A 16,819-nucleotide genomic window follows, 5' to 3' on the forward strand; every position below is an offset into this window, starting at 1 on the left:
GCAACAAGCCGCAGGCAGCCCCAAGCGGACATTCGTAACAAGTATTTTCAGCTCCTGCTTCGGACCATAGGCCGTCAGAGATTGATAGGAGGTGTCGTCACACTGGTTAGCATCGCCGTTGCAAACAGGATCAGGACAACAGCCAACATCTCCATTGAAATCGACCGCCGGAGAGCAATTTCCGCGCCACGCTTCTCAGCCCTGAGAGCCGGAACAAATCTCAGCTTGTTCAGCGCCGCCAGGCCAAGAAGGGCAGAAACGATAACGACCTTGGCCAAAAGTACCAATCCATAGGCCGTTCCGAACAAGGCGACCACAGAGCCCGAAAGCAGCCATGCGAGTGCTGCGCCAGCAACAATCAGGACGGCAACTCCGTAAGCAGCGACATTGCCAAAATGGTGCAGTAGATCGGCCCCAGTGGGAGTGAGCGCCGCTTTGTGCAGGGGCAGAAGAGCGCCAACCCAAAAGGCGACTGCCAGAAGATGAAGAACCAGTAAGACTGCGAGAGGCGCCCTGGGCTCTCCAAGCGAGTGTCCCACCTGAGCAAAGGAAATCGCTATGGCAAGGCTGCCCGCCAAAGCGACCCACTGCCCTACGCGGGGGAGCAGGATTGCCAATATCGCGAGTTCGCCCACCCCTCGCCAAATCGCAGCGGTGCCAAGCGGGCTGTCCCAGACAATGCCAAGCATCATTGGGTCCGTCGCGCCCTCAAAGCCCATTCCGGATATCCGCGCCGCTCTGATGCCGAAACGTAGAGCCAGAACGGCGAGACCGAGAAGCGCCGCACCGACCGAGAGGTGACGTGCAAGGCGCAAAACGGACGCCTCGGCGCGCGTGGCAAAGAGAACGGTGAACAGGATGCTGCCCATCGCCAGCAGCGCCGCGCCGTAGCCAAGTGCTTTCGCCAAAATGGCCAAGACGACAACACCGTCAATGGGGGCCAGTCCGGTCACTCAGCGACCGTGAAAGAGAAGCTGCCCTGCATCGGGTGACCGTCTGACGCCATACCTCGCCAGTCGAAGCGGTAGCTTCCCGGTGCAAGCTCTTCCAACGGCATGGCCCGGAATTCTGTGGCGGGGTCCATACCTGTCTCGCGTTCAATTTCGACGTCGCCATCTGAGGAGGTCAGCGTAATCGAAATGATGCGCATCGGATCATCGAACCGCATGGAAATCTCCGGCGCGTTCGTGACAGTCGCGCCGTCAGCCGGTGTCGTTGCTTCAGACTTTGAATGCGCAGCCGCAAGCATCGGAGCCATTGCAACGGCCAAACCGAAAAGAGTTTGTTTGATCATCTGAGTTGTTTCCTATTCGGACTGGGCATTCAGTTCGTCATGATACTCACGAAGGTCATCGGGCCAGGTTGATTTGATAAAGGATAGCACCGCAATGATTTCGTCATCGCTGAGCACACCTTCATAGACCGGCATACCAGTTGCGGGCGCATTCTCTATCAGCCCGGCCAGGCCAAATTTGGTCAGGGTGAAAAGCGTTTCATCATCGTGGTGCCACGTATGCCCTGTGGCGTCATGCGGAGGTGCCGGTAGCAAACCATCCTCGCCGCGTATCCGCCAGTTTGGCTGTCCTTCCAGGCGTGCTCCGTGGCAGGCAGCACATTGTTCCGCGTAAATTATTTGGCCAATGGCGACCAGTTCAGCGTCATCCGGTGTCAATAGACCGACCGCTTTGGTGGGCTGGGCCAGAACGAATGCTACGGTGAAACCGGCGAGCGTAAGCCCGCCGGTGACCAATAATGTTGTGCGCCCAGCCATCAGGTGTCGAACGGCTGCGCGGTGCCCGCGCGGTAGTACACCGTTCCGGTTCCAGCCTTTCCCCCAAATGCAATGACATCATAGCGGGCGGACGGATCGTCGCCCATACCAGGGGACCCCACTGGCATGCCGGGAACAGCAAGCCCTGTGATGTCAGGCCGATCCTTCAACACGGCTTCCAGTGCTTCAAACGGCACATGGCCTTCAAAGACATAACCATCGGCTTCTATGGTGTGACAGGATGCGAGGTTCAACGGGATACCCCGCGCTGACTTCTGTGCCTCGGGGTCGGTCAGTTCCTCAACGGTAACGGCGTAGCCACGTGCGCGAGCCAAGTCGGCCCATGCGTGACAACATCCGCAACCTGGTGAGCTGAGCACGTGCATTGGGGTGCCTGCACGAACGGGAAGAGCGGTCGCGATGAGAGCAGTTGCAGACAGTGCTGTGAAGTAACGACGTGTGATCATGTCTGTCGGTCCTTTGAAGTGAAATTTGAACGGATTGCGGGCGAGCGCCCGTAGCCATTCAGGCTTTCGGAGGACCGGTGGGGACACCCAGTGCGAGGCTCGAATAATCGGAACCAGCGTGCGTCACACCACCCACTGAGATCACCAATGGAGCAATCGGCGAAATCCCCGCCGTGGCGACAAAATCACCAAAACAGGATGTTGAACCCATGCCGCTACTGGTGTCGCAACAATCCGCAGCAACTTTTTCGGCATCAGCCAACGGATCGTCGCCCGCCATTTGAGCATGATGACCAGAATGATCCGATCCATGGGTCAAGCCATGCTTCGCGGACGCTGCGGATGCGCCAGAGAATGCAACAACTAGAAATATCGACAGGACCAGGCGAAACATACCAAATACCTACTGGGGGTATGTGGTTTTGACAAGTTGCGAGGATGGGTCGCCATATACATCCTAGTTGCACTCATTATGGGTGCGCCACATCTCTGGATCATGCCCGTCCGGAACAGTGGAACACAGATCACCTGAAATTCCGGTAAGACTGATTATTGACTGACTTGCGCATTAGTTGGCAACGGCAATGTCAGCAGGTAGGCGTTTAGCCCAAGGTGTTGCCGGTGATGAAGGTGTACGAGCTTTCAACCAGATCGATGACGACATCCAACTCTTCGGGTGTCGTCGGTGTATAGATCATAACAAAGCCGCTCCACCCAGGACGTTGATTGGCCCACGGGTGCGCTACGGCCCAACCCGCCTCAACTGCCCGTCGCGCCATTGCGGGGTCTAGCGAAGCGTGCAAGCTGCCATCAGGATGCATGTGCGCAAACTCAAACCCACCAACGATAGAGTTCGGGTGAGACAACAACATGTCGGGATCAAGTTGAAAACCAATCGCGCCAGGTAGTGATATGCGTGTGGGGCCTAGTGTGACCCCCGGGAATTGCGCAACACGCTCCAGCAATAGCTGGGCCAATTCGGCATCAATTTTGACACCAATCTGAGTATGCGGTACGCCGCTTGTCGTTTCCGGACGGGGCGAGGTGCGCTCTGGCAAGGAGCGCTCTTGTGCGGATACCATCGGGCACATCAATGCCACCACCGTTACAGCAACCGCCAATGTTCTCAGGTAGACATTCATCGCTTTGACCATCCGCCAAAATTAAAGATTGAGTGCTCAGCGCCGTATCGGTGCCCCTGCACACATCATTCAGCTTTTAGCGCTTCGATATTGATCAAGAGCTCTATTTCGTCGCTCACCGCAGGTGCAAAGGCCCCAAGTCCGAACTCAGACCGCACGATAGTCGCCGTGGCTGCCAGACCCAAGGTCGGCGTGCCCTCTTTTTGGCCAAACGGGTATGGCGCTGACTTGTTAAGCGTTGTTTCCAGAACCACAGGTTTGGTGATGCCATTCATGGTCAGGTCGCCAGAAATATTCGCGGTATTGTCCCCGGTCACTTCAATGCTGGTTGAGGCGAAGGTGACCACGTCATCGTCACTCGCGCTGAAAAAGTCATCGGACATGAAGTGTTGCAGACGGGCGTCCCAGCCGGTGATCATGGATTTTACAGGCATAGACACTGTGACAGATGACGCAGACGGATCATCTTCATTGAACTCTATCTCGCCGCTAAAACCTGAGAACATTCCAAACGTTTCTGAGAACCCGATGTGGTTGTAGCTGAACAAGACCTGGCTGTGTCCAGGATCCAGCTCGTAAGTGCCACTCTCGGACAGCGCGGTTGTCGCACCAATCGATAAGAGTACCGCCAGCGGGGTTGCTGCCACTTTGAACATTGATACGCTCCCATTTTGACAAGACGTGTTCGCGGAATTGAGTATTGAGCTTTAGTTTTTAGCCGGCCATACTTTTAGTACAAAATGTTCTGCTATGCAACAATATGTTCTATAGGAGGGGCGATTGAAAGAAGATCCCAGGCTGATCGCCACACGACAGGCCGCACTTGATGCGGCGCAAAGGATACTGATGGATGAGGGCGTGCTGCACGTAACTCATGGCGCGGTTTCAAAGGCAACGGGCATTTCGCGCAGCACACTTTACAGGCACTGGCCAGATGCGCGCAGTCTGCGTGATGCAGCATTCAGGCGCATAGCAACCCCGCCGAACATACCGCCCAAAACCCATGGCCCGCTACGATCTGATCTGCGCTGGTTACTCGGAGTACTGATGGGAGCCTTAAATGACACACCATGGGGCCAGATCGCGCCTCAAGTGGTCGCTGCTGCGTCCACCGACGAAGAGGCGCGGTTAGTGATAACTGAATTCATGAAAGACAGGTTCGCAAGTGTAGAAGCAGTATTTGCAGCCGCAATCGGCCGCGGTGAGATCACCGCCGACGTTCCGGTTGACCAGCTCATAGAACTAGCAGTCGCTGCACCTTATTTTCGCAAGCTCATACGTCACGAGGCCCTGGACGAAGATTGGTTGGATCGACATGTCGATCTGCTTTGCAGTTTTGCGAAAACCAATTCTGGACGGTGAGAACCGCCTGAAATTGCAAACAAAGCGGCCAATAAACATAACAGTTTCCAAGATCGCAGTATGGCTACGTTCGCCGCTTGACATCAGCACGTCGCAGGGTCAATTCGATGCGCTCCTCACAACGTTGACGACTGCACTCTGATTTGTCGCTGCCGCTAATTCACAATGCAACATGAATACCTTTGGGTTCAGTGTCGCCCACGGCAATGTCGACTTTCGGGAACCGGCCAAACAATGCAATGTCCAGTATCCTCCTCGGATGCGCCTTTCTCTGACTTGCACATAAGTGACTTGAAGCAGCCCAAACTGAACCTTCTCACCCAAGCATTGCAATTTAGTAAACTCGCAACGAAGCGGCATTTAGACTATTTCCGCCCAAAAACCGCTTCCAAAACGCGATCCCCCAGACTGACTTGGTAATGTCAGGTTCAATGCGGGCGTCACGCGTACCAATGCTGCCCGATTAGTCCGTTGCGAAGCAATAAAACAGACCTGCCCCGCCTGAACGTGGCAGATGTTCCTCTCCGCAACCGCGCGAGCCGTGCGATGAGTTCCAGGACACCATGTTTCGGGCATCGTTGAGACCGATACGGTCATGATGCCCGACAATCGCAGATCCATCCTCGCTGTTCGAAGTCCAGTTACTGCATGTTGTGTCACCGCCTGCCGTAGAGAAGTAACCTGCGGAATCGGAGCCGGTCAGAATGTCATGTTTGTTCGGCTGGCTACCACGCCCATTGACGGGGTTACCGTTTTCGTCGAGCGCTGTCTGTAGACTAATGTTCACGCTGTCGCGGTGCAGTTCTTCAACATTGTTGGCGATGAGCTCTCCATTGGCATTGTACCAGGGGCCTGATCCGATCCGGTCGCGTGCAGAAATGCCATTGGTGATTGTCATCGGGTCGGTGCTGCGATCAATGGACATTGAGGTGCTCAGATAGGCCGCGAAAGTCTTGGAAGAACCGGTCGCGGAGGCAAGCGCATTGCAATGAGCATCGGCGCCTTCGAGGCCACCTAAGTTGGCACCGTCGCCCTTGCCCACACTAGTGATGAAGAACGACATCTCCTCGCCTGCCGATTGCGCCTGTGCGGTCGCCGCGATACAGCAGATTAGGAGTGCAACAACCCCGTGGGCAGTTTTTCGTTTGGTGAACTTCGACATGTGTGTCTCTCTTCGTGCTGTGTGATCACTGATGCTAGCCGTATGTAACAATCGGGTCCATCCGAGTAACAGATGTATGACGCTGTGGTGCCAGCGCCATTCACGACAGCCGGTCGAGCATGACCGACCCTACGGCCCTGTTCATCTTTATCCTAATCCTGTCTTACGTGTTAAGCACGATAGCTCATCTGTTCCTAGGATCTCTTGTAACGATTGACTGAGGCTCGTGACCGAATGACACAAAAATTTGCTCTTTGGTCCATTCCGATTTCCATTGCGGTACTGGCTCTGAAACTGCTGGCCTGGTGGCTGACGGGCTCGGTGGCGTTGTTGTCAGACGCAATGGAATCAACCGTGAACGTCGTTGCGGCGCTGCTGGCGTATTTCGCAGTTCGCGTTGCAAACAAGCCTCCTGACGAAAACCACCCATTTGGTCACAAAAAAGCTGAGTATCTTTCCGCCGTCGCCGAGGGCGTACTGATTGTGCTGGCAGCTTTCCTGATCATCAGAGAAGCTGTGCTGGCGCTCCCTAACCCGCATCTTGAGGATGCGCCGCTGCTTGGAATTGCCGTCAATGTCATTGCAACAGGTGTGAATGGCGCATGGGCCTACCTATTGCTCAAAATCGGCCGGCGCGAGGGTTCGCCTGCATTGGAGGCAAGCGCCCGGCACATTTTTACGGATGTCATGACTTCAGTTGGTGTCATAGCAGGTCTGATACTTGCACTTGTCACCGGCTGGCTGATCCTCGACCCGATTCTGGCAATTCTTGTTGCACTGAACATCTTGTGGGAGGGATGGAAAGTTATTCGGGCATCCATCGATGGCCTGATGGATGTGAGCCTTTCAGACCATGACTTGCGGGCTATTTCTAACGCAATCGAAGCAAATCTCGGCGCAGCCTTAGAGTACCACGACCTCAAAGGGCGCAGATCCGCGAATGTCATCTTCGTGGAGTTTCATCTTGTTGTGGACGGCACAATGCCAGTCAGCGCGGCGCATGATATATGCAATGACATCGAGGAAGAATTGGATCGTTTGTATCCGGGTTCCGTCTTTGTCATTCACCTCGAACCTGATGACGAGTTGAAGGGTGACGGGGTTAATTCCCACTAAACTGGTCAAATGGCTCAGCAAAAACTCTATTGGTTTGACTGATCTGACTAAGACGTTCGGCTTGAAATTCGTCAGACCTAAGCCCGATGTGGGAAAGCCGAACCAGAAGTAACCTGTCTCCAACGTCACGAAGCGTGACGCTTAGAAATGGAGGCGAACATGAAAATTCAAAGAAAGCTGGGTCAACTTCTTAGTACAGCAGCGTTGGCTTCGTTGATTGCGGCTACGCCTTATGTGCCAGCGTTTGATGCCGATGGTCGCCTACATTTTGAACCGTCCTATGCCTTTGCCAAGAGCGGCAAGGGGAAAGACGGGGATGGTCGCGACGATGATCGGGATGATGATCGTAACGACGACAGAGATGATGACCGCGACGACAACTCGGGGTCAGGTAATAGCGGCCGTGGTGGTGACCGGGACGATGATCGTGATGACGATAGGGACGATGATCGCGACGACGACCGAGATGATGATCGTGACGACAATTCGGGATCAGGAAAAAGTGGTCGCGACGACGATGACGATGATGATGATGATGATGATGCCTCCAAACGCTCCAACAAAGGCAGCGGAAAGAAGGATCGGTCTCAAACAGGGGGCAAGCCGTCGGGCTCGGCTGGGATAACAAAGATCGAAACAAACGCTAACGGCATTGAAGTGCGTTACGCCGACGGAACCAAGGAGGAGATCGAAAACGGGCGGTATGAAAGAAAGAATGCTCAGAACCGAACTGTTGAGGAGCGCCCCGCGACTGGTGCTGACGTCTCAAGGCTCCGGTCTTTGGCAAATGGCATCTCAATCGGCAACGTGCGCTCTTCAGGGCAAAGCGGCGCTGCTGGAAGTCGGCCCACGAAAATCGAACGCCAGGGCAACAACATCGAAGTGAACTATGCCAATGGTTGGAAAGAGGAGATCGAGTTTGGGCGCTACGAGTTGAAAGACCCGTACAACCGAACTGTTGTTGAAAGAAACGCAACGGCCTCTGATCGCAGGAGGTTGCAGTCGGTTGCCAACTGAACAGCAACTCCAGTCGATAATCCGTTGGCGGCTTCTTTGAGTGAGGGGCCGTCATCGTCTTCAAAGGGACCGCAGTTAATCTCCCTTGTTCCAAACATCATGCGCAATGAGCGCGGCCTCTACCCGATTTCGCGCATGAAGCTTGGACAGGATTGCCGTCATGTAGTGCTTCACGGTCTTTTCCTGAAGGTCTAACTCATCAGCGATTTCACGATTGCTCAGTCCCTTGGCCACGCGTCGAAGTATTTCTTCCTCACGATGCGTAAGATCATCGAGAATGCTGCTGTTGATAGACATGCCAGTGTCAGCGTTGATTTGAAGCAATACCCGCGAGGCCAAGCCCGGAGAAACGAACCCTTCACCTGCGGCGATGCTGTGTAAGGAAGCGGTCAATTCGCTCGCGGTTACGCCCTTTACAATGTACCCAATCGCGCCCGCCTCCAAGGCGTCCGCGACATCGCTGCTGTTCTCTGAGACCGTTAAGATTGCAATGATGGGCGGATTTGCCATTGCCGCAATTTCACGTGTTGCGCTTATCCCGCCACCGGGCATCGAGAGGTCAAGAATGGCTATGTCCGGCTGATGCGTGACGACCAGCGATACTGCATCTTCCGCGCTGGACCCAGCAGCCAAAACTTCAAAACCATCAGCTTCATCCAGCGTGCGTTGCAAGCCATCCCTGAATATCGGGTGATCATCAGCTATTACGACAGATGTAGTCATGATGTGCCTAACTTTCTGGGAAAGAGTGTCATAGAAATGGTCGTGCCCTCACCCGGTCTCGATGCGACTTCGAACCTGCCGCCAATACTCTCGACCCGATCCCGCAAGCCCATAAGCCCCTGGCCACCATCGTCTCGCAACGCGGCTTCTTCTGACCTGTCAAATCCAGGTCCGTCGTCTTTGACCTTTACAACTATGCGGTCGTTCTGCGCCTCAGAAATAACAGTGCACTTGGAAGCTGGAGCATATCTCGCGGCATTGGAAAGCGTCTCCTGAAGGAAACGAAAAACGCACAGCTTGTCGGACAATGACAACCTTGGGGCCTGGCTACCCAGGAATGAAATATCCGGTCGCAACGGGCTGTGTTCGGCGTGATCCTCTACGGCTCTCTTCACAACATCGGCAAGCGCCAGGTTGTCGATGTCCGGGGCGGACAGCCCTCGCGATATTGCACGAATTTCAACCAGAGATTTTTGCAAAGACTGCTGAATTCCCTCTGCCTCTTTAGGCCTTTCGGACTCTTTGGAAAACGCCGCCTCCAGTCTAAGGGCAGCGAGCGACAGGTATTGTGCAGGACCATCATGCAGCTCGGCACCGAGTTTCTTGAGGAACCGATCTGTTTGCGTGGCATATCTTTCTGACGCCTCGACCACACGCGACCGCAGCAGGGCATTCTGCTCAGCCATCCTTTCACTTTCTGTCAAGCGCTGTTTAAGAAGAGTCCCCTGTCGTCGAATTGTTTTGTCGCCAATTGCGACGATGGAATACAAGACAATCGTACTTGCAAGAAATGCGGAACCGACGACCAACCAACTCGTTCGCCTGGCCTTGGCTAAGTCTAACTCCAGCTGGTCAGCTCTTTCGTAGAACTCCGCGACCGCGATGATTTCGCCGGACCAGAGTTCGCGGATAGGGCTGTAAACTTCAAGTAGTGGTATCCCCAGTGCTGCCTCGGCAGCGCTTTCGGCATGATCAAGCTCTTCAAAAGAGCCGGAGATATTTCCACCCCATGCTCGTTTCAGATCATCCGTTGGATTGAAACGGTTTCCTATGATGTCTGTATCCGAGGCATGTGCAATCACGCCGCCTTGCTTCCAGAATTTGTAGGAAACAATGCGGTCACGCATTGGCTGGCTCATGAAAATCTCGTCCAGCGCTAGGCTCGCCTGCTCGGAAAGGCGGTAGCCATGTGCCAATTCCTGGCTGAGCGGGGATACTACGCTTTCCATATACAGCGCCGCGGAGTTGGCGGAGTTTTGCACGACTGCGTTCTGGATTCGATTAGACACCCAGACCCCGACGATTGCGGTAGCAGTACCCATCACGAAAATGCTGGCCGCAAGAAAGACTCGCGACAACGACCAATTTCCAATCGTCAGGTCAGTTACTTTGGCTCTCATCGTGAAATCGACTATGAACTACAATCTGTTATCGCACCACGGACCTTGGTCTGACGTGATCTGGCTAAATCTCGGATACTGAGCTTCTGCCCAGTGGCCGGAGTCAGATATCATCCATCGTTCTCAGTCTTTGCAGCATCGGGCAGTGAACGTTACCGCTATCACAATTGGCCGTAAGCTCACTCAAGGCGTGCTCCAGTTGTCTGAGCTCATCAATCTTGCTTCGAACGCTGGCAATGTGTGCCTCGGCCAATTCTTTCACTGACCGGCAATCTTCAGCACTTCCTTCTGACAGCTCTAAAAGCACCTTTGCGTCAGATAGAGGAAACCCCAGGTCGCGGCACTTCTTCAAAAATCGAAGTCTTCCCACATCGTTTGCTGAATAGAGGCGACGATTGTTCAGAGCTCGTGCGGGTCCTGGTACGATACCTTCGCGTTCGTAGTAGCGGATAGTTTCTATGCCGACCCCGCTTTGCCGGGAAGCCTCACCAATCGCAATCATGTGAAGTGCCTCCACTTGATCCTGTAGTTACTACAGGAGTTATACGCTCTGAATGCCGGTGCCTCAACACAATCAAATAGAGTACCTCGGGAGCAAAAGATGAAGAAATATTTGAGCCTCAGCTACTTGGGATCGGTTTCAGCTCTGGGGGTCGCGACATGCTGTGTTCTTCCAATGGCCATGATGTTGCTCGGCTTGGGTGGCAGTTGGTTGGCGATATTCGGAAAAATAGCGGCAGCAAGCTACTATGTTCTCGCCATCTCAACAGCGCTGGTCGCGGTTTCGTTGTTCGTAGCGCATCGAAACGGGACGTTGGCAAATCTGAAATGGTGGCTTGTCGGAAGCACGGCGACTACCGCGTTGGCATGGGTCATCGTGTTCAATGAGGCTCAAATCAACGATTATCTAATCATGCAGATGTGAGACAATGACAAAACAAACTGTGGTGCTGAATAGCATTTTGACCTGCCCTCGGTGTGGGCACGTTGAAACCGAGAAAATGCCAACTGAATCGTGCCAGTGGTTTTATGAATGCAAGTCATGCAAGGCAGTCTTGAAACCGTTAGAAGGCGATTGCTGTGTTTTTTGTTCCTACGCAACTGTCCCGTGCCCGCCAATTCAGTTAGGTGATTGCTGTTGTGGATGAGCGGGCCGCAACCGCAATATCCGACAAAGATGTTGAGTGTCTTAATTGGCTCGTCCGCCAAAGTTTGCAATGTCTGCTTTCTGCGCTAAGCCGGAATTGCAAAGTCTTGAGTTCAATGTCTGCTTTGGGCTGAGGCTGTGTGAAAACTCCGGCCCACGAGCTCTCTCGTCGCGCTCGTTTTGAGCGCCTGAGCAAAAGCTCTCTCAGAAGTGCGAGAGAATGCACATAGAAGGTGTTTTCGGCGTATTTCGCCAGACTGTCAGAGTTTTCACACAGCCTCGGCTGCGAGCGGTCTATCGCACCATTTCAGAAATCGCCGGCACTGACCCTTTTTAGACCTGCTTTGGGGCGAGTTTGTTCCACTCATCCGCGCTCATGCTTTTTCGCGCTAGCCCATCCTCTGACGCGAACTGAGCTGCTTTGACGAGGAGAAAGGCCACCGTGATGGCGTCTACCTCGCAGCGTTTCTCGAATTCTTCGGTAGTTTCATTGGGCCTTTCTTCTGACATTCCCATTCCCCTCTGTATCTGACGCTTTCGGGTAATTGGCTCACTTTGCATAATACTTCGTCGCCCTAAGAAAGCCAGTTCTCGGGCGTGCGAGCGCTTCTTCAGGAGAGGCTCTAATTCTGCAAACAACCTCGTCCTCCAGCGCAAGTGATTTGCAACGGTGTTGAAGGGCGGGAGATCGGCTCTGATACTCCTCATTGTTCGTTTTGATGGGCGTCATCTGGCGACACATCCCGCTCATTTTCAGACGTTGCCATTCTCCCGAACAGCCAACTCGGCGATTTTTCGAACCAGATACCAAACGCTGCTGCGGCGCGCGTGACCCTTGATCCAGCCGGTGACATTCTTGACCAGGATATCGAGATGCGGGGCTTCGTCTTCGAATACTCTGACTTTGTAGTCGGAGATATCCGCAAGCCCGGACATGTTTCCTGCACGGGCTTCCGCGATTGGGGTACGATTTACGTAAACAACAACTCTTAGCATTTTCGCCTTTCCTATTTTGTGGTGTCTGCATGCTTGGGTCCTCGTGGATCCGTCCTAGTTCCACGAGTGGGTTTTGGTCTTTTGATGCAGAAGGCCGCGCACCAGCCGTCTCAAAACCCGCACTGATCGGTGCCGTCCATAGGTACTCACCAAAGCTTCAACATCGCCGAGATCCAGCCGAAAGAACTCAGGCCTCAACCCAAACTCAGCAGCGAATTCGCTCACCAGGCTTTGAATGATCGCAGGCAGTTGTTCTTGGGTCGGGGGCGGGATTTCATAGATTGTGCAACGGCTGAGAAGAGGGGCGGGTACGCCACTCAAGTGATTTGCGGTCAAAATCCAGCTCACATGTGAGGCATCCACGTCAACCGCCAGATATTTCTCTCGATATCTCCTGGCCTCAGAGGGCTCGAGCAACGCAAGAAGTTCGCCGGTGATATCTCCGTTGCGGCTCGCGTGCGTCTTGTCGATTTCGTCGAGGATGATCATTGGGTTAAGGAGGCGTGCCGTTGCCACGGCCTCCGTCACGATCCCTGCATGCGCGCTACTCCAACCTACCGAAAGACCAAACAAATGGTTCTCCGATTTGCCGCCGACGTTTGCGCTTTGCACATAAAGGCCGAGAGCTTTACAGGCTGTCTTTGCAAAAGCTGTTTTGCCGACGCCGGGCTCGCCAACCAGTAGGGTGGGTTGGATATGAAGGATGTCAGATCCGATGCTCCATCGACACTCGATATCGTGGACCATCCCCTCGATGACGAAGTTGCAATGAGGGAACCTTTGGGAAACTGCACGAAGCTCGTTCAACTCATCAAGTGAGGCCAGTCGGGCGAACTGATTGCTCCAGGTTGTGAGTTGCTTGATATGTTCCGGCATCTCGTTTCGGAGGGTGCGCGGCAGTTACTCAAAGTCCACTTTGTCCAGAAGATATCGGGCAGCAGTGGTCTTCTCACCCTCTGCACGAGAAGCTTCCATGCTCATATCGGCAGTGTGACGTTCCGAAATGAGGCCCATGACCTCTTTCCAGCGCTTCAGGCTCGGCATCTGTTCCACCGTGTCTTGGGCGAAGACTGCCAGAGCAGGATCGATTTCCCTCAAACGGTTAATTTCCGTCTGCCGCCAGTTGTCAGGATCATCGCTAAATCTTGCGGTTTCTTCTGATCGTTGTTTGATCACCTTGAGGAGGTCTTCAGAACTGGCTCTTTCCAAAATCATTTGCTTCACGATTTCCCAGGATGCACGGGAGTTGAGAGCGCTTAAAACAAGGCGGAGGATGTCTGCCTCGTCATGGCAGAAGCCAGCCAGCGCAAAGATTTCATCTTCTTCCCAGGTTGTTTCACTCATCGGGCTACCAACCTTTCGCGACACAGGAAGGGCAGCGGTGACCCGATGCGCCCCAGGCAATTTGGCCGATATAGCCGCAGCTTCGGCATTGAAGCACATCTCGCTTGGCACGCGTATTCAAACGCACTGTGGGAAAGGTCTCCATCCGTTCACTGGCCGCCTCGTGCGCGTGCCAGCAGCACAGGTTGACATGCCAGGCAGCAATGACTTGAGTTGTGGAGGCGTTGCCGCACCGCTCGCAAGACATCTCTGCTTCCTGCACGGCTTGCTGCAACCGCAGTTGAATGAATGTGTCTTCCTGCACGCCGTCTAGGTAGATCCGAAGCGAGCCGAATTTTTGCTTGATCTGTCCGACCGTGAGATAGCTTTCCTCTCGCTGATCGCAGTGCTTCTTGATCGCTTCAAAACACTCAGTGACAATCCGAACCCAGCCCAGATTGTCTTTTCCCAGATGCTTCTCAACGGAGCCGCGGATGTCATCGTAGTCGAAGGTGTCAGTCATCCGTCAGATCCCCGGTTCCAGGGGGCTCGGACTCTTGCGCTGAAGCGATTTCCTCCAGCGCAGCAATGAGACGATGCAGGCCTTTTTCTGTCTCTGCCGCCACCGTCGATTTGAGAGCGGAGAAGTGTTCGTCCGGTAAGTCGAACAGGCATTCAGCGACGTTTTGATGCCTGATACTGTCTGGGTCGAATTCGTGAAAAGGGAATACCAACCGCAGAATGGCATCTGGAGGAAGAAGGCGCTTATCTTCCTTCCCATCGTCTGAGTACATGCGACCTGTATCGCCATGGAACAGAAGCGTTTCTTTCAGCTCACCAGTCTCGATGCGCGTTTTGACTTCAGATAGAAGCTCGTCGTTGGCGTAGAGCTTCAGGCGTCTTCTCAGATCTTCATTTGTTTTGGGGTCTTGTGACATGGAATGCCTCCAAAGAATGGTAGGAGGCGTCGGAATCGAACCGACTCGTGCACTCTGATCTGGAGCTATCACAGGGGTATAAGCCCCGCCCGCATACCAATGCTGCCTCCCGCGTGTTTCGCGTGGGCTATCGACCTCAGGTCGATATTCGCTGGCAGTGGATGCGTGTGTTGGTCATGCGGTGAAGCTGAACCAGCGCGGGCCGTCGTGTCAAGATGAAGTGAGCAATACATCGTGGTTTACCGCGTAGTTCCGGGAACTTTCTATCATGGGTTGTGTGAATTGCTGCCTCCCGACCGTATCAGGCACGTATATTTCGCCACTCAAGGTGAGAATCGGTCGGTGATTCTGATCTAATGAAGAGCGCCCGAACGTTCTGTTTCTCGGTCGGCGCAACCGGGGTTTATGTATTCGCGTCTTCGCTGACACCGCTGGAGAGTGGTTCTTGTTTTATCGAACGTAGTGCGACGGGTTTCATGATCGGCGTGGAACCCGCCCAGATCTCACCAGTCTTTTTTCACGCAGCAGGGGCACCTCCGCCTGTCATCGGAACGGTCAATATGTCCAACATAACCGCAAACAGCACAGGTAAGGTGCTCGGCTGCGTCCGTTCGGCGGAAATAGCGGCGTTTGTGCTCGTTGAACCGTCTGGCAGCTTCTTCATGTGCACACCAACAGCATAACGTCATGATCCAGCTCTCTAAAATCTGTGGGCGTGCCGCGTTCCCGCATCGCTCGCAGCTCTGGTTTGCCCTATTGATAGTAGCTGCGACCCAGCTGCGGATGCGTTCATCCTCAGATGCCTTGCTGAAGTAGATCCGGAGCTCGCCGAATTTTTCTTTGATCTGGAGAATCTTTGGATAGTCGATCCCAATCTCGTCACTGCGTGCTTTGATCTGCTCAAAAAGCTCGGTCACGATCCCTGACCAACCCAGTGGGGTCTCACCCAATTCGTGTTCAACGCTTGTTTTAATATCGTCGTAGTCGACCACATTGATGGTGGCTTCGGTTTCGGACATGCCGCGTCCTCCTGGAATTCCGCCGGTAGGGGGTCAGCTCCGATTGGGTTCCGGCAGCACTTCGCTGGACAAAATGGTCTTTGCTTGGAGTGTCAACTGCAAGTTGTAGTATCTATTACTACAGGAAAGTCGCGTTTCTTTGTGCCGGATTTGCAACTGCTTCTCGTCGCGCATGACCTCAGGGAATTTTGGCTCGGTCGTGGGGTTTTCTCCTAGAGCGCATGCTTCCCATGCTTGCCTTGTTCCAACCGTGCGATCTCGGCTTTCAACAGCGCGATCCTCTGCGACGTCTGATGTTCCGCAATCAGATCGAGAAACATCTTAGTCTTGCCGCCGTGCTTCATGCCATAGCGCTCGTAGACCATCGCATTAAACACATCCAGCTTCGCCTTCGGAATCCGGAACTGGATGTGTTCATATTGTTCAATCGCTGTTTTTGTCATCGAATCCACCTTTATTGTCTGGTCGGTCATTTCAAACCTTTGTATTTTTTAGAGAGTTCAGAAAGGGTCAGTTTCAGGGATAAGCCAAGTTCCCGCTGCAACAGTCTTTGCTGGAAAAATGGCTTGATGAGATTGCTTTTCCTTGCAATTGCCAAGCAGTATCAAGGCATTGCTAACAACGAATACTTGATCGAACGGAAGCTACAACTTGACTACACCAAATGAACTTGGTCCCCACAACGCAATTTGGCTCGGCGACGGTGAGTGGATTAGCTGGGATGAGATCAACTGGCAGATTCAGTGCAAGGAATGGCGAGCAAGGTATCCGAACGCCCGGCTCTCACTCGTGCCTATTTTCGAGCAACTATTGGATGCTGCTGCCGCGTATTATGATGCCACCGGCAGCCATCTTCAGGTCTACGGTGACATCGGTGAGCTTTATGGCGCCATTACCTACGGCCTTGAACTTCATAGGAACTACGCACAGGGGTCAGACGGCCGCATGGGCAATGATTTCGTTGAGGTAAAGACGATTACACCATTCAAGAATAGAGACGAGGTCGTCGTCAACATGGATGGGAACTTCAGCAAACTGCTGGTGGTTCGTATTAACGAAGACTTTGACCTGTCTCACAAACTTGTCGACCGCAAGGACATACCCAAGCGAAAGGGGAAAGTCATAGTTAAATGGGCTGACATGTAATCAGGTATGCAAGGAGTCACTATCCTTTCCTTGTGGTAAGTGACAACACAGAGTTAGCCAATGAACGCGGATTCTAGGGGGTGCAGATCA

Annotated in this window: 25 protein-coding genes and 1 tRNA gene; 6 read left to right on the plus strand and 20 right to left on the minus strand. The window is 53.6% G+C overall.

Annotated elements, in window-relative coordinates; all coding sequences use genetic code 11:
• Nucleotides 1-74: 74 nt before the first annotated feature.
• From ACR0DL_RS19540 to ACR0DL_RS19570, 7 genes are all read right to left on the minus strand, one after another.
• The gene (locus ACR0DL_RS19540; RefSeq protein WP_170351316.1) at nt 75-953 is read right to left on the minus strand and encodes a CopD family protein; all 879 of its coding nucleotides are present in this window, start codon (nt 951-953) and stop codon (nt 75-77) included.
• The gene (locus ACR0DL_RS19545) at nt 950-1,294 is read right to left on the minus strand and encodes a copper resistance CopC family protein (RefSeq protein ID WP_226689772.1); all 345 of its coding nucleotides are present in this window, start codon (nt 1,292-1,294) and stop codon (nt 950-952) included. Before ACR0DL_RS19545 ends, ACR0DL_RS19540 begins: the two co-directional genes overlap by 4 nt.
• A gap of 12 nt (nt 1,295-1,306) precedes the next feature.
• Nucleotides 1,307-1,771, minus strand: coding sequence for a c-type cytochrome (locus tag ACR0DL_RS19550; protein ID WP_170351315.1), 465 nt, complete (start codon nt 1,769-1,771; stop codon nt 1,307-1,309).
• Nucleotides 1,771-2,238, minus strand: coding sequence for a DUF411 domain-containing protein (locus ACR0DL_RS19555; protein ID WP_170351314.1), 468 nt, complete (start codon nt 2,236-2,238; stop codon nt 1,771-1,773). The genes ACR0DL_RS19550 and ACR0DL_RS19555 overlap by 1 nt, the downstream gene beginning before the upstream one ends.
• 58 nt (nt 2,239-2,296) lie before the next feature.
• A complete protein-coding gene (locus tag ACR0DL_RS19560; protein WP_425082158.1) occupies nt 2,297-2,632 on the minus strand; it encodes a hypothetical protein in 336 nt (111 codons plus the stop codon).
• A gap of 208 nt (nt 2,633-2,840) precedes the next feature.
• Nucleotides 2,841-3,380 (minus strand): luciferase domain-containing protein, encoded by a 540-nt coding sequence (locus ACR0DL_RS19565; RefSeq protein WP_226689770.1) that lies wholly within the window; start codon nt 3,378-3,380, stop codon nt 2,841-2,843.
• 65 nt (nt 3,381-3,445) lie between these two features.
• Entirely contained in the window at nt 3,446-4,036 is a 591-nt protein-coding gene (locus ACR0DL_RS19570; RefSeq protein ID WP_170351311.1) for a YceI family protein, read from the minus strand.
• A 124-nt stretch (nt 4,037-4,160) separates the two neighbouring features.
• On the opposite strand from ACR0DL_RS19570, the gene ACR0DL_RS19575 reads away from it, so the two are divergent.
• The gene (locus tag ACR0DL_RS19575) at nt 4,161-4,742 is read left to right on the plus strand and encodes a TetR/AcrR family transcriptional regulator (protein WP_170351310.1); all 582 of its coding nucleotides are present in this window, start codon (nt 4,161-4,163) and stop codon (nt 4,740-4,742) included.
• A gap of 463 nt (nt 4,743-5,205) precedes the next feature.
• Here the strand turns inward: ACR0DL_RS19575 and ACR0DL_RS19580 are convergent, their stop codons facing one another.
• Nucleotides 5,206-5,904: a hypothetical protein gene (locus tag ACR0DL_RS19580; RefSeq protein ID WP_170351309.1), complete on the minus strand. Its 699-nt coding sequence runs from the start codon at nt 5,902-5,904 to the stop codon at nt 5,206-5,208.
• A 234-nt stretch (nt 5,905-6,138) separates the two neighbouring features.
• Between ACR0DL_RS19580 and ACR0DL_RS19585 the strand changes: the two genes are divergently transcribed.
• Both ACR0DL_RS19585 and ACR0DL_RS19590 read left to right on the plus strand, forming a co-directional pair.
• Entirely contained in the window at nt 6,139-7,020 is an 882-nt protein-coding gene (locus ACR0DL_RS19585) for a cation diffusion facilitator family transporter (RefSeq protein ID WP_170351308.1), read from the plus strand.
• A gap of 159 nt (nt 7,021-7,179) precedes the next feature.
• The gene (locus tag ACR0DL_RS19590; RefSeq protein WP_174820553.1) at nt 7,180-8,037 is read left to right on the plus strand and encodes a hypothetical protein; all 858 of its coding nucleotides are present in this window, start codon (nt 7,180-7,182) and stop codon (nt 8,035-8,037) included.
• Between the two features lie 75 nt (nt 8,038-8,112).
• Here ACR0DL_RS19590 and ACR0DL_RS19595 read toward each other — a convergent pair whose 3' ends face one another.
• The 3 genes from ACR0DL_RS19595 to ACR0DL_RS19605 form a co-directional block, all read right to left on the minus strand.
• Nucleotides 8,113-8,760, minus strand: a complete 648-nt coding sequence (locus tag ACR0DL_RS19595; protein ID WP_170351307.1) for a response regulator — start codon at nt 8,758-8,760, stop codon at nt 8,113-8,115.
• Nucleotides 8,757-10,160 (minus strand): sensor histidine kinase, encoded by a 1,404-nt coding sequence (locus ACR0DL_RS19600; protein ID WP_170351306.1) that lies wholly within the window; start codon nt 10,158-10,160, stop codon nt 8,757-8,759. Before ACR0DL_RS19600 ends, ACR0DL_RS19595 begins: the two co-directional genes overlap by 4 nt.
• 103 nt (nt 10,161-10,263) lie before the next feature.
• Nucleotides 10,264-10,662 carry a MerR family transcriptional regulator gene (locus ACR0DL_RS19605; RefSeq protein WP_170351305.1) on the minus strand — a complete coding sequence of 133 codons (399 nt, stop codon included), beginning with the start codon at nt 10,660-10,662 and terminating at the stop codon, nt 10,264-10,266.
• Nucleotides 10,663-10,761: 99 nt separating this feature from the next.
• Between ACR0DL_RS19605 and ACR0DL_RS19610 the strand changes: the two genes are divergently transcribed.
• Both ACR0DL_RS19610 and ACR0DL_RS19615 read left to right on the plus strand, forming a co-directional pair.
• A complete protein-coding gene (locus ACR0DL_RS19610; protein ID WP_170351304.1) occupies nt 10,762-11,085 on the plus strand; it encodes a hypothetical protein in 324 nt (107 codons plus the stop codon).
• Between the two features lie 4 nt (nt 11,086-11,089).
• Complete coding sequence (locus tag ACR0DL_RS19615; protein ID WP_226689765.1) at nt 11,090-11,308, plus strand: GDCCVxC domain-containing (seleno)protein; 219 nt, start codon at nt 11,090-11,092, stop codon at nt 11,306-11,308.
• 332 nt (nt 11,309-11,640) lie between these two features.
• Here the strand turns inward: ACR0DL_RS19615 and ACR0DL_RS19620 are convergent, their stop codons facing one another.
• The 9 genes from ACR0DL_RS19620 to ACR0DL_RS19660 all read right to left on the minus strand — a co-directional run bounded on the left by ACR0DL_RS19620 (nt 11,641) and on the right by ACR0DL_RS19660 (nt 16,026).
• The gene (locus ACR0DL_RS19620; protein WP_170351303.1) at nt 11,641-11,817 is read right to left on the minus strand and encodes a hypothetical protein; all 177 of its coding nucleotides are present in this window, start codon (nt 11,815-11,817) and stop codon (nt 11,641-11,643) included.
• A 243-nt stretch (nt 11,818-12,060) separates the two neighbouring features.
• Nucleotides 12,061-12,303, minus strand: a complete 243-nt coding sequence (locus ACR0DL_RS19625; protein ID WP_170351302.1) for a hypothetical protein — start codon at nt 12,301-12,303, stop codon at nt 12,061-12,063.
• Nucleotides 12,304-12,357: 54 nt separating this feature from the next.
• Nucleotides 12,358-13,179: an AAA family ATPase gene (locus ACR0DL_RS19630; RefSeq protein ID WP_170351301.1), complete on the minus strand. Its 822-nt coding sequence runs from the start codon at nt 13,177-13,179 to the stop codon at nt 12,358-12,360.
• A 24-nt stretch (nt 13,180-13,203) separates the two neighbouring features.
• On the minus strand, nt 13,204-13,647 hold the full coding sequence (locus tag ACR0DL_RS19635) for a hypothetical protein (RefSeq protein ID WP_170351300.1): 444 nt from the start codon (nt 13,645-13,647) through the stop codon (nt 13,204-13,206).
• Nucleotides 13,648-13,651: 4 nt separating this feature from the next.
• Entirely contained in the window at nt 13,652-14,149 is a 498-nt protein-coding gene (locus tag ACR0DL_RS19640) for a hypothetical protein (RefSeq protein ID WP_170351299.1), read from the minus strand.
• Complete coding sequence (locus ACR0DL_RS19645) at nt 14,142-14,564, minus strand: hypothetical protein (protein WP_170351298.1); 423 nt, start codon at nt 14,562-14,564, stop codon at nt 14,142-14,144. The genes ACR0DL_RS19640 and ACR0DL_RS19645 overlap by 8 nt, the downstream gene beginning before the upstream one ends.
• 17 nt (nt 14,565-14,581) lie before the next feature.
• Nucleotides 14,582-14,675 (minus strand) — tRNA-Ile (locus ACR0DL_RS19650).
• Between the two features lie 392 nt (nt 14,676-15,067).
• Nucleotides 15,068-15,583 carry a hypothetical protein gene (locus ACR0DL_RS19655; protein WP_170533628.1) on the minus strand — a complete coding sequence of 172 codons (516 nt, stop codon included), beginning with the start codon at nt 15,581-15,583 and terminating at the stop codon, nt 15,068-15,070.
• Nucleotides 15,584-15,795: 212 nt separating this feature from the next.
• A complete protein-coding gene (locus tag ACR0DL_RS19660) occupies nt 15,796-16,026 on the minus strand; it encodes a hypothetical protein (protein ID WP_170351296.1) in 231 nt (76 codons plus the stop codon).
• Between the two features lie 208 nt (nt 16,027-16,234).
• On the opposite strand from ACR0DL_RS19660, the gene ACR0DL_RS19665 reads away from it, so the two are divergent.
• Entirely contained in the window at nt 16,235-16,729 is a 495-nt protein-coding gene (locus ACR0DL_RS19665; RefSeq protein WP_170351295.1) for a hypothetical protein, read from the plus strand.
• The last annotated feature ends 90 nt before the right edge of the window (nt 16,730-16,819 follow it).

Source organism: Ruegeria sp. BB5 (genome assembly GCF_056539405.1).

Coding starts and splice junctions, on each gene's coding strand:
- ACR0DL_RS19595 (WP_170351307.1), bottom strand. CDS start 8,760: ATGACTACATCTGTCGTAATAGCTGATGATCACCCGATATTCAGGGAT.
- ACR0DL_RS19590 (WP_174820553.1), top strand. CDS start 7,180: ATGAAAATTCAAAGAAAGCTGGGTCAACTTCTTAGTACAGCAGCGTTG.
- ACR0DL_RS19660 (WP_170351296.1), bottom strand. CDS start 16,026: ATGACAAAAACAGCGATTGAACAATATGAACACATCCAGTTCCGGATT.
- ACR0DL_RS19635 (WP_170351300.1), bottom strand. CDS start 13,647: ATGAGTGAAACAACCTGGGAAGAAGATGAAATCTTTGCGCTGGCTGGC.
- ACR0DL_RS19555 (WP_170351314.1), bottom strand. CDS start 2,238: ATGATCACACGTCGTTACTTCACAGCACTGTCTGCAACTGCTCTCATC.
- ACR0DL_RS19585 (WP_170351308.1), top strand. CDS start 6,139: ATGACACAAAAATTTGCTCTTTGGTCCATTCCGATTTCCATTGCGGTA.
- ACR0DL_RS19565 (WP_226689770.1), bottom strand. CDS start 3,380: ATGAATGTCTACCTGAGAACATTGGCGGTTGCTGTAACGGTGGTGGCA.
- ACR0DL_RS19620 (WP_170351303.1), bottom strand. CDS start 11,817: ATGTCAGAAGAAAGGCCCAATGAAACTACCGAAGAATTCGAGAAACGC.
- ACR0DL_RS19645 (WP_170351298.1), bottom strand. CDS start 14,564: ATGTCACAAGACCCCAAAACAAATGAAGATCTGAGAAGACGCCTGAAG.
- ACR0DL_RS19625 (WP_170351302.1), bottom strand. CDS start 12,303: ATGCTAAGAGTTGTTGTTTACGTAAATCGTACCCCAATCGCGGAAGCC.
- ACR0DL_RS19600 (WP_170351306.1), bottom strand. CDS start 10,160: ATGAGAGCCAAAGTAACTGACCTGACGATTGGAAATTGGTCGTTGTCG.
- ACR0DL_RS19550 (WP_170351315.1), bottom strand. CDS start 1,771: ATGGCTGGGCGCACAACATTATTGGTCACCGGCGGGCTTACGCTCGCC.
- ACR0DL_RS19630 (WP_170351301.1), bottom strand. CDS start 13,179: ATGCCGGAACATATCAAGCAACTCACAACCTGGAGCAATCAGTTCGCC.
- ACR0DL_RS19610 (WP_170351304.1), top strand. CDS start 10,762: ATGAAGAAATATTTGAGCCTCAGCTACTTGGGATCGGTTTCAGCTCTG.
- ACR0DL_RS19615 (WP_226689765.1), top strand. CDS start 11,090: ATGACAAAACAAACTGTGGTGCTGAATAGCATTTTGACCTGCCCTCGG.
- ACR0DL_RS19580 (WP_170351309.1), bottom strand. CDS start 5,904: ATGTCGAAGTTCACCAAACGAAAAACTGCCCACGGGGTTGTTGCACTC.
- ACR0DL_RS19545 (WP_226689772.1), bottom strand. CDS start 1,294: ATGATCAAACAAACTCTTTTCGGTTTGGCCGTTGCAATGGCTCCGATG.
- ACR0DL_RS19655 (WP_170533628.1), bottom strand. CDS start 15,583: ATGTCCGAAACCGAAGCCACCATCAATGTGGTCGACTACGACGATATT.
- ACR0DL_RS19570 (WP_170351311.1), bottom strand. CDS start 4,036: ATGTTCAAAGTGGCAGCAACCCCGCTGGCGGTACTCTTATCGATTGGT.
- ACR0DL_RS19560 (WP_425082158.1), bottom strand. CDS start 2,632: ATGTTTCGCCTGGTCCTGTCGATATTTCTAGTTGTTGCATTCTCTGGC.
- ACR0DL_RS19605 (WP_170351305.1), bottom strand. CDS start 10,662: ATGATTGCGATTGGTGAGGCTTCCCGGCAAAGCGGGGTCGGCATAGAA.
- ACR0DL_RS19640 (WP_170351299.1), bottom strand. CDS start 14,149: ATGACTGACACCTTCGACTACGATGACATCCGCGGCTCCGTTGAGAAG.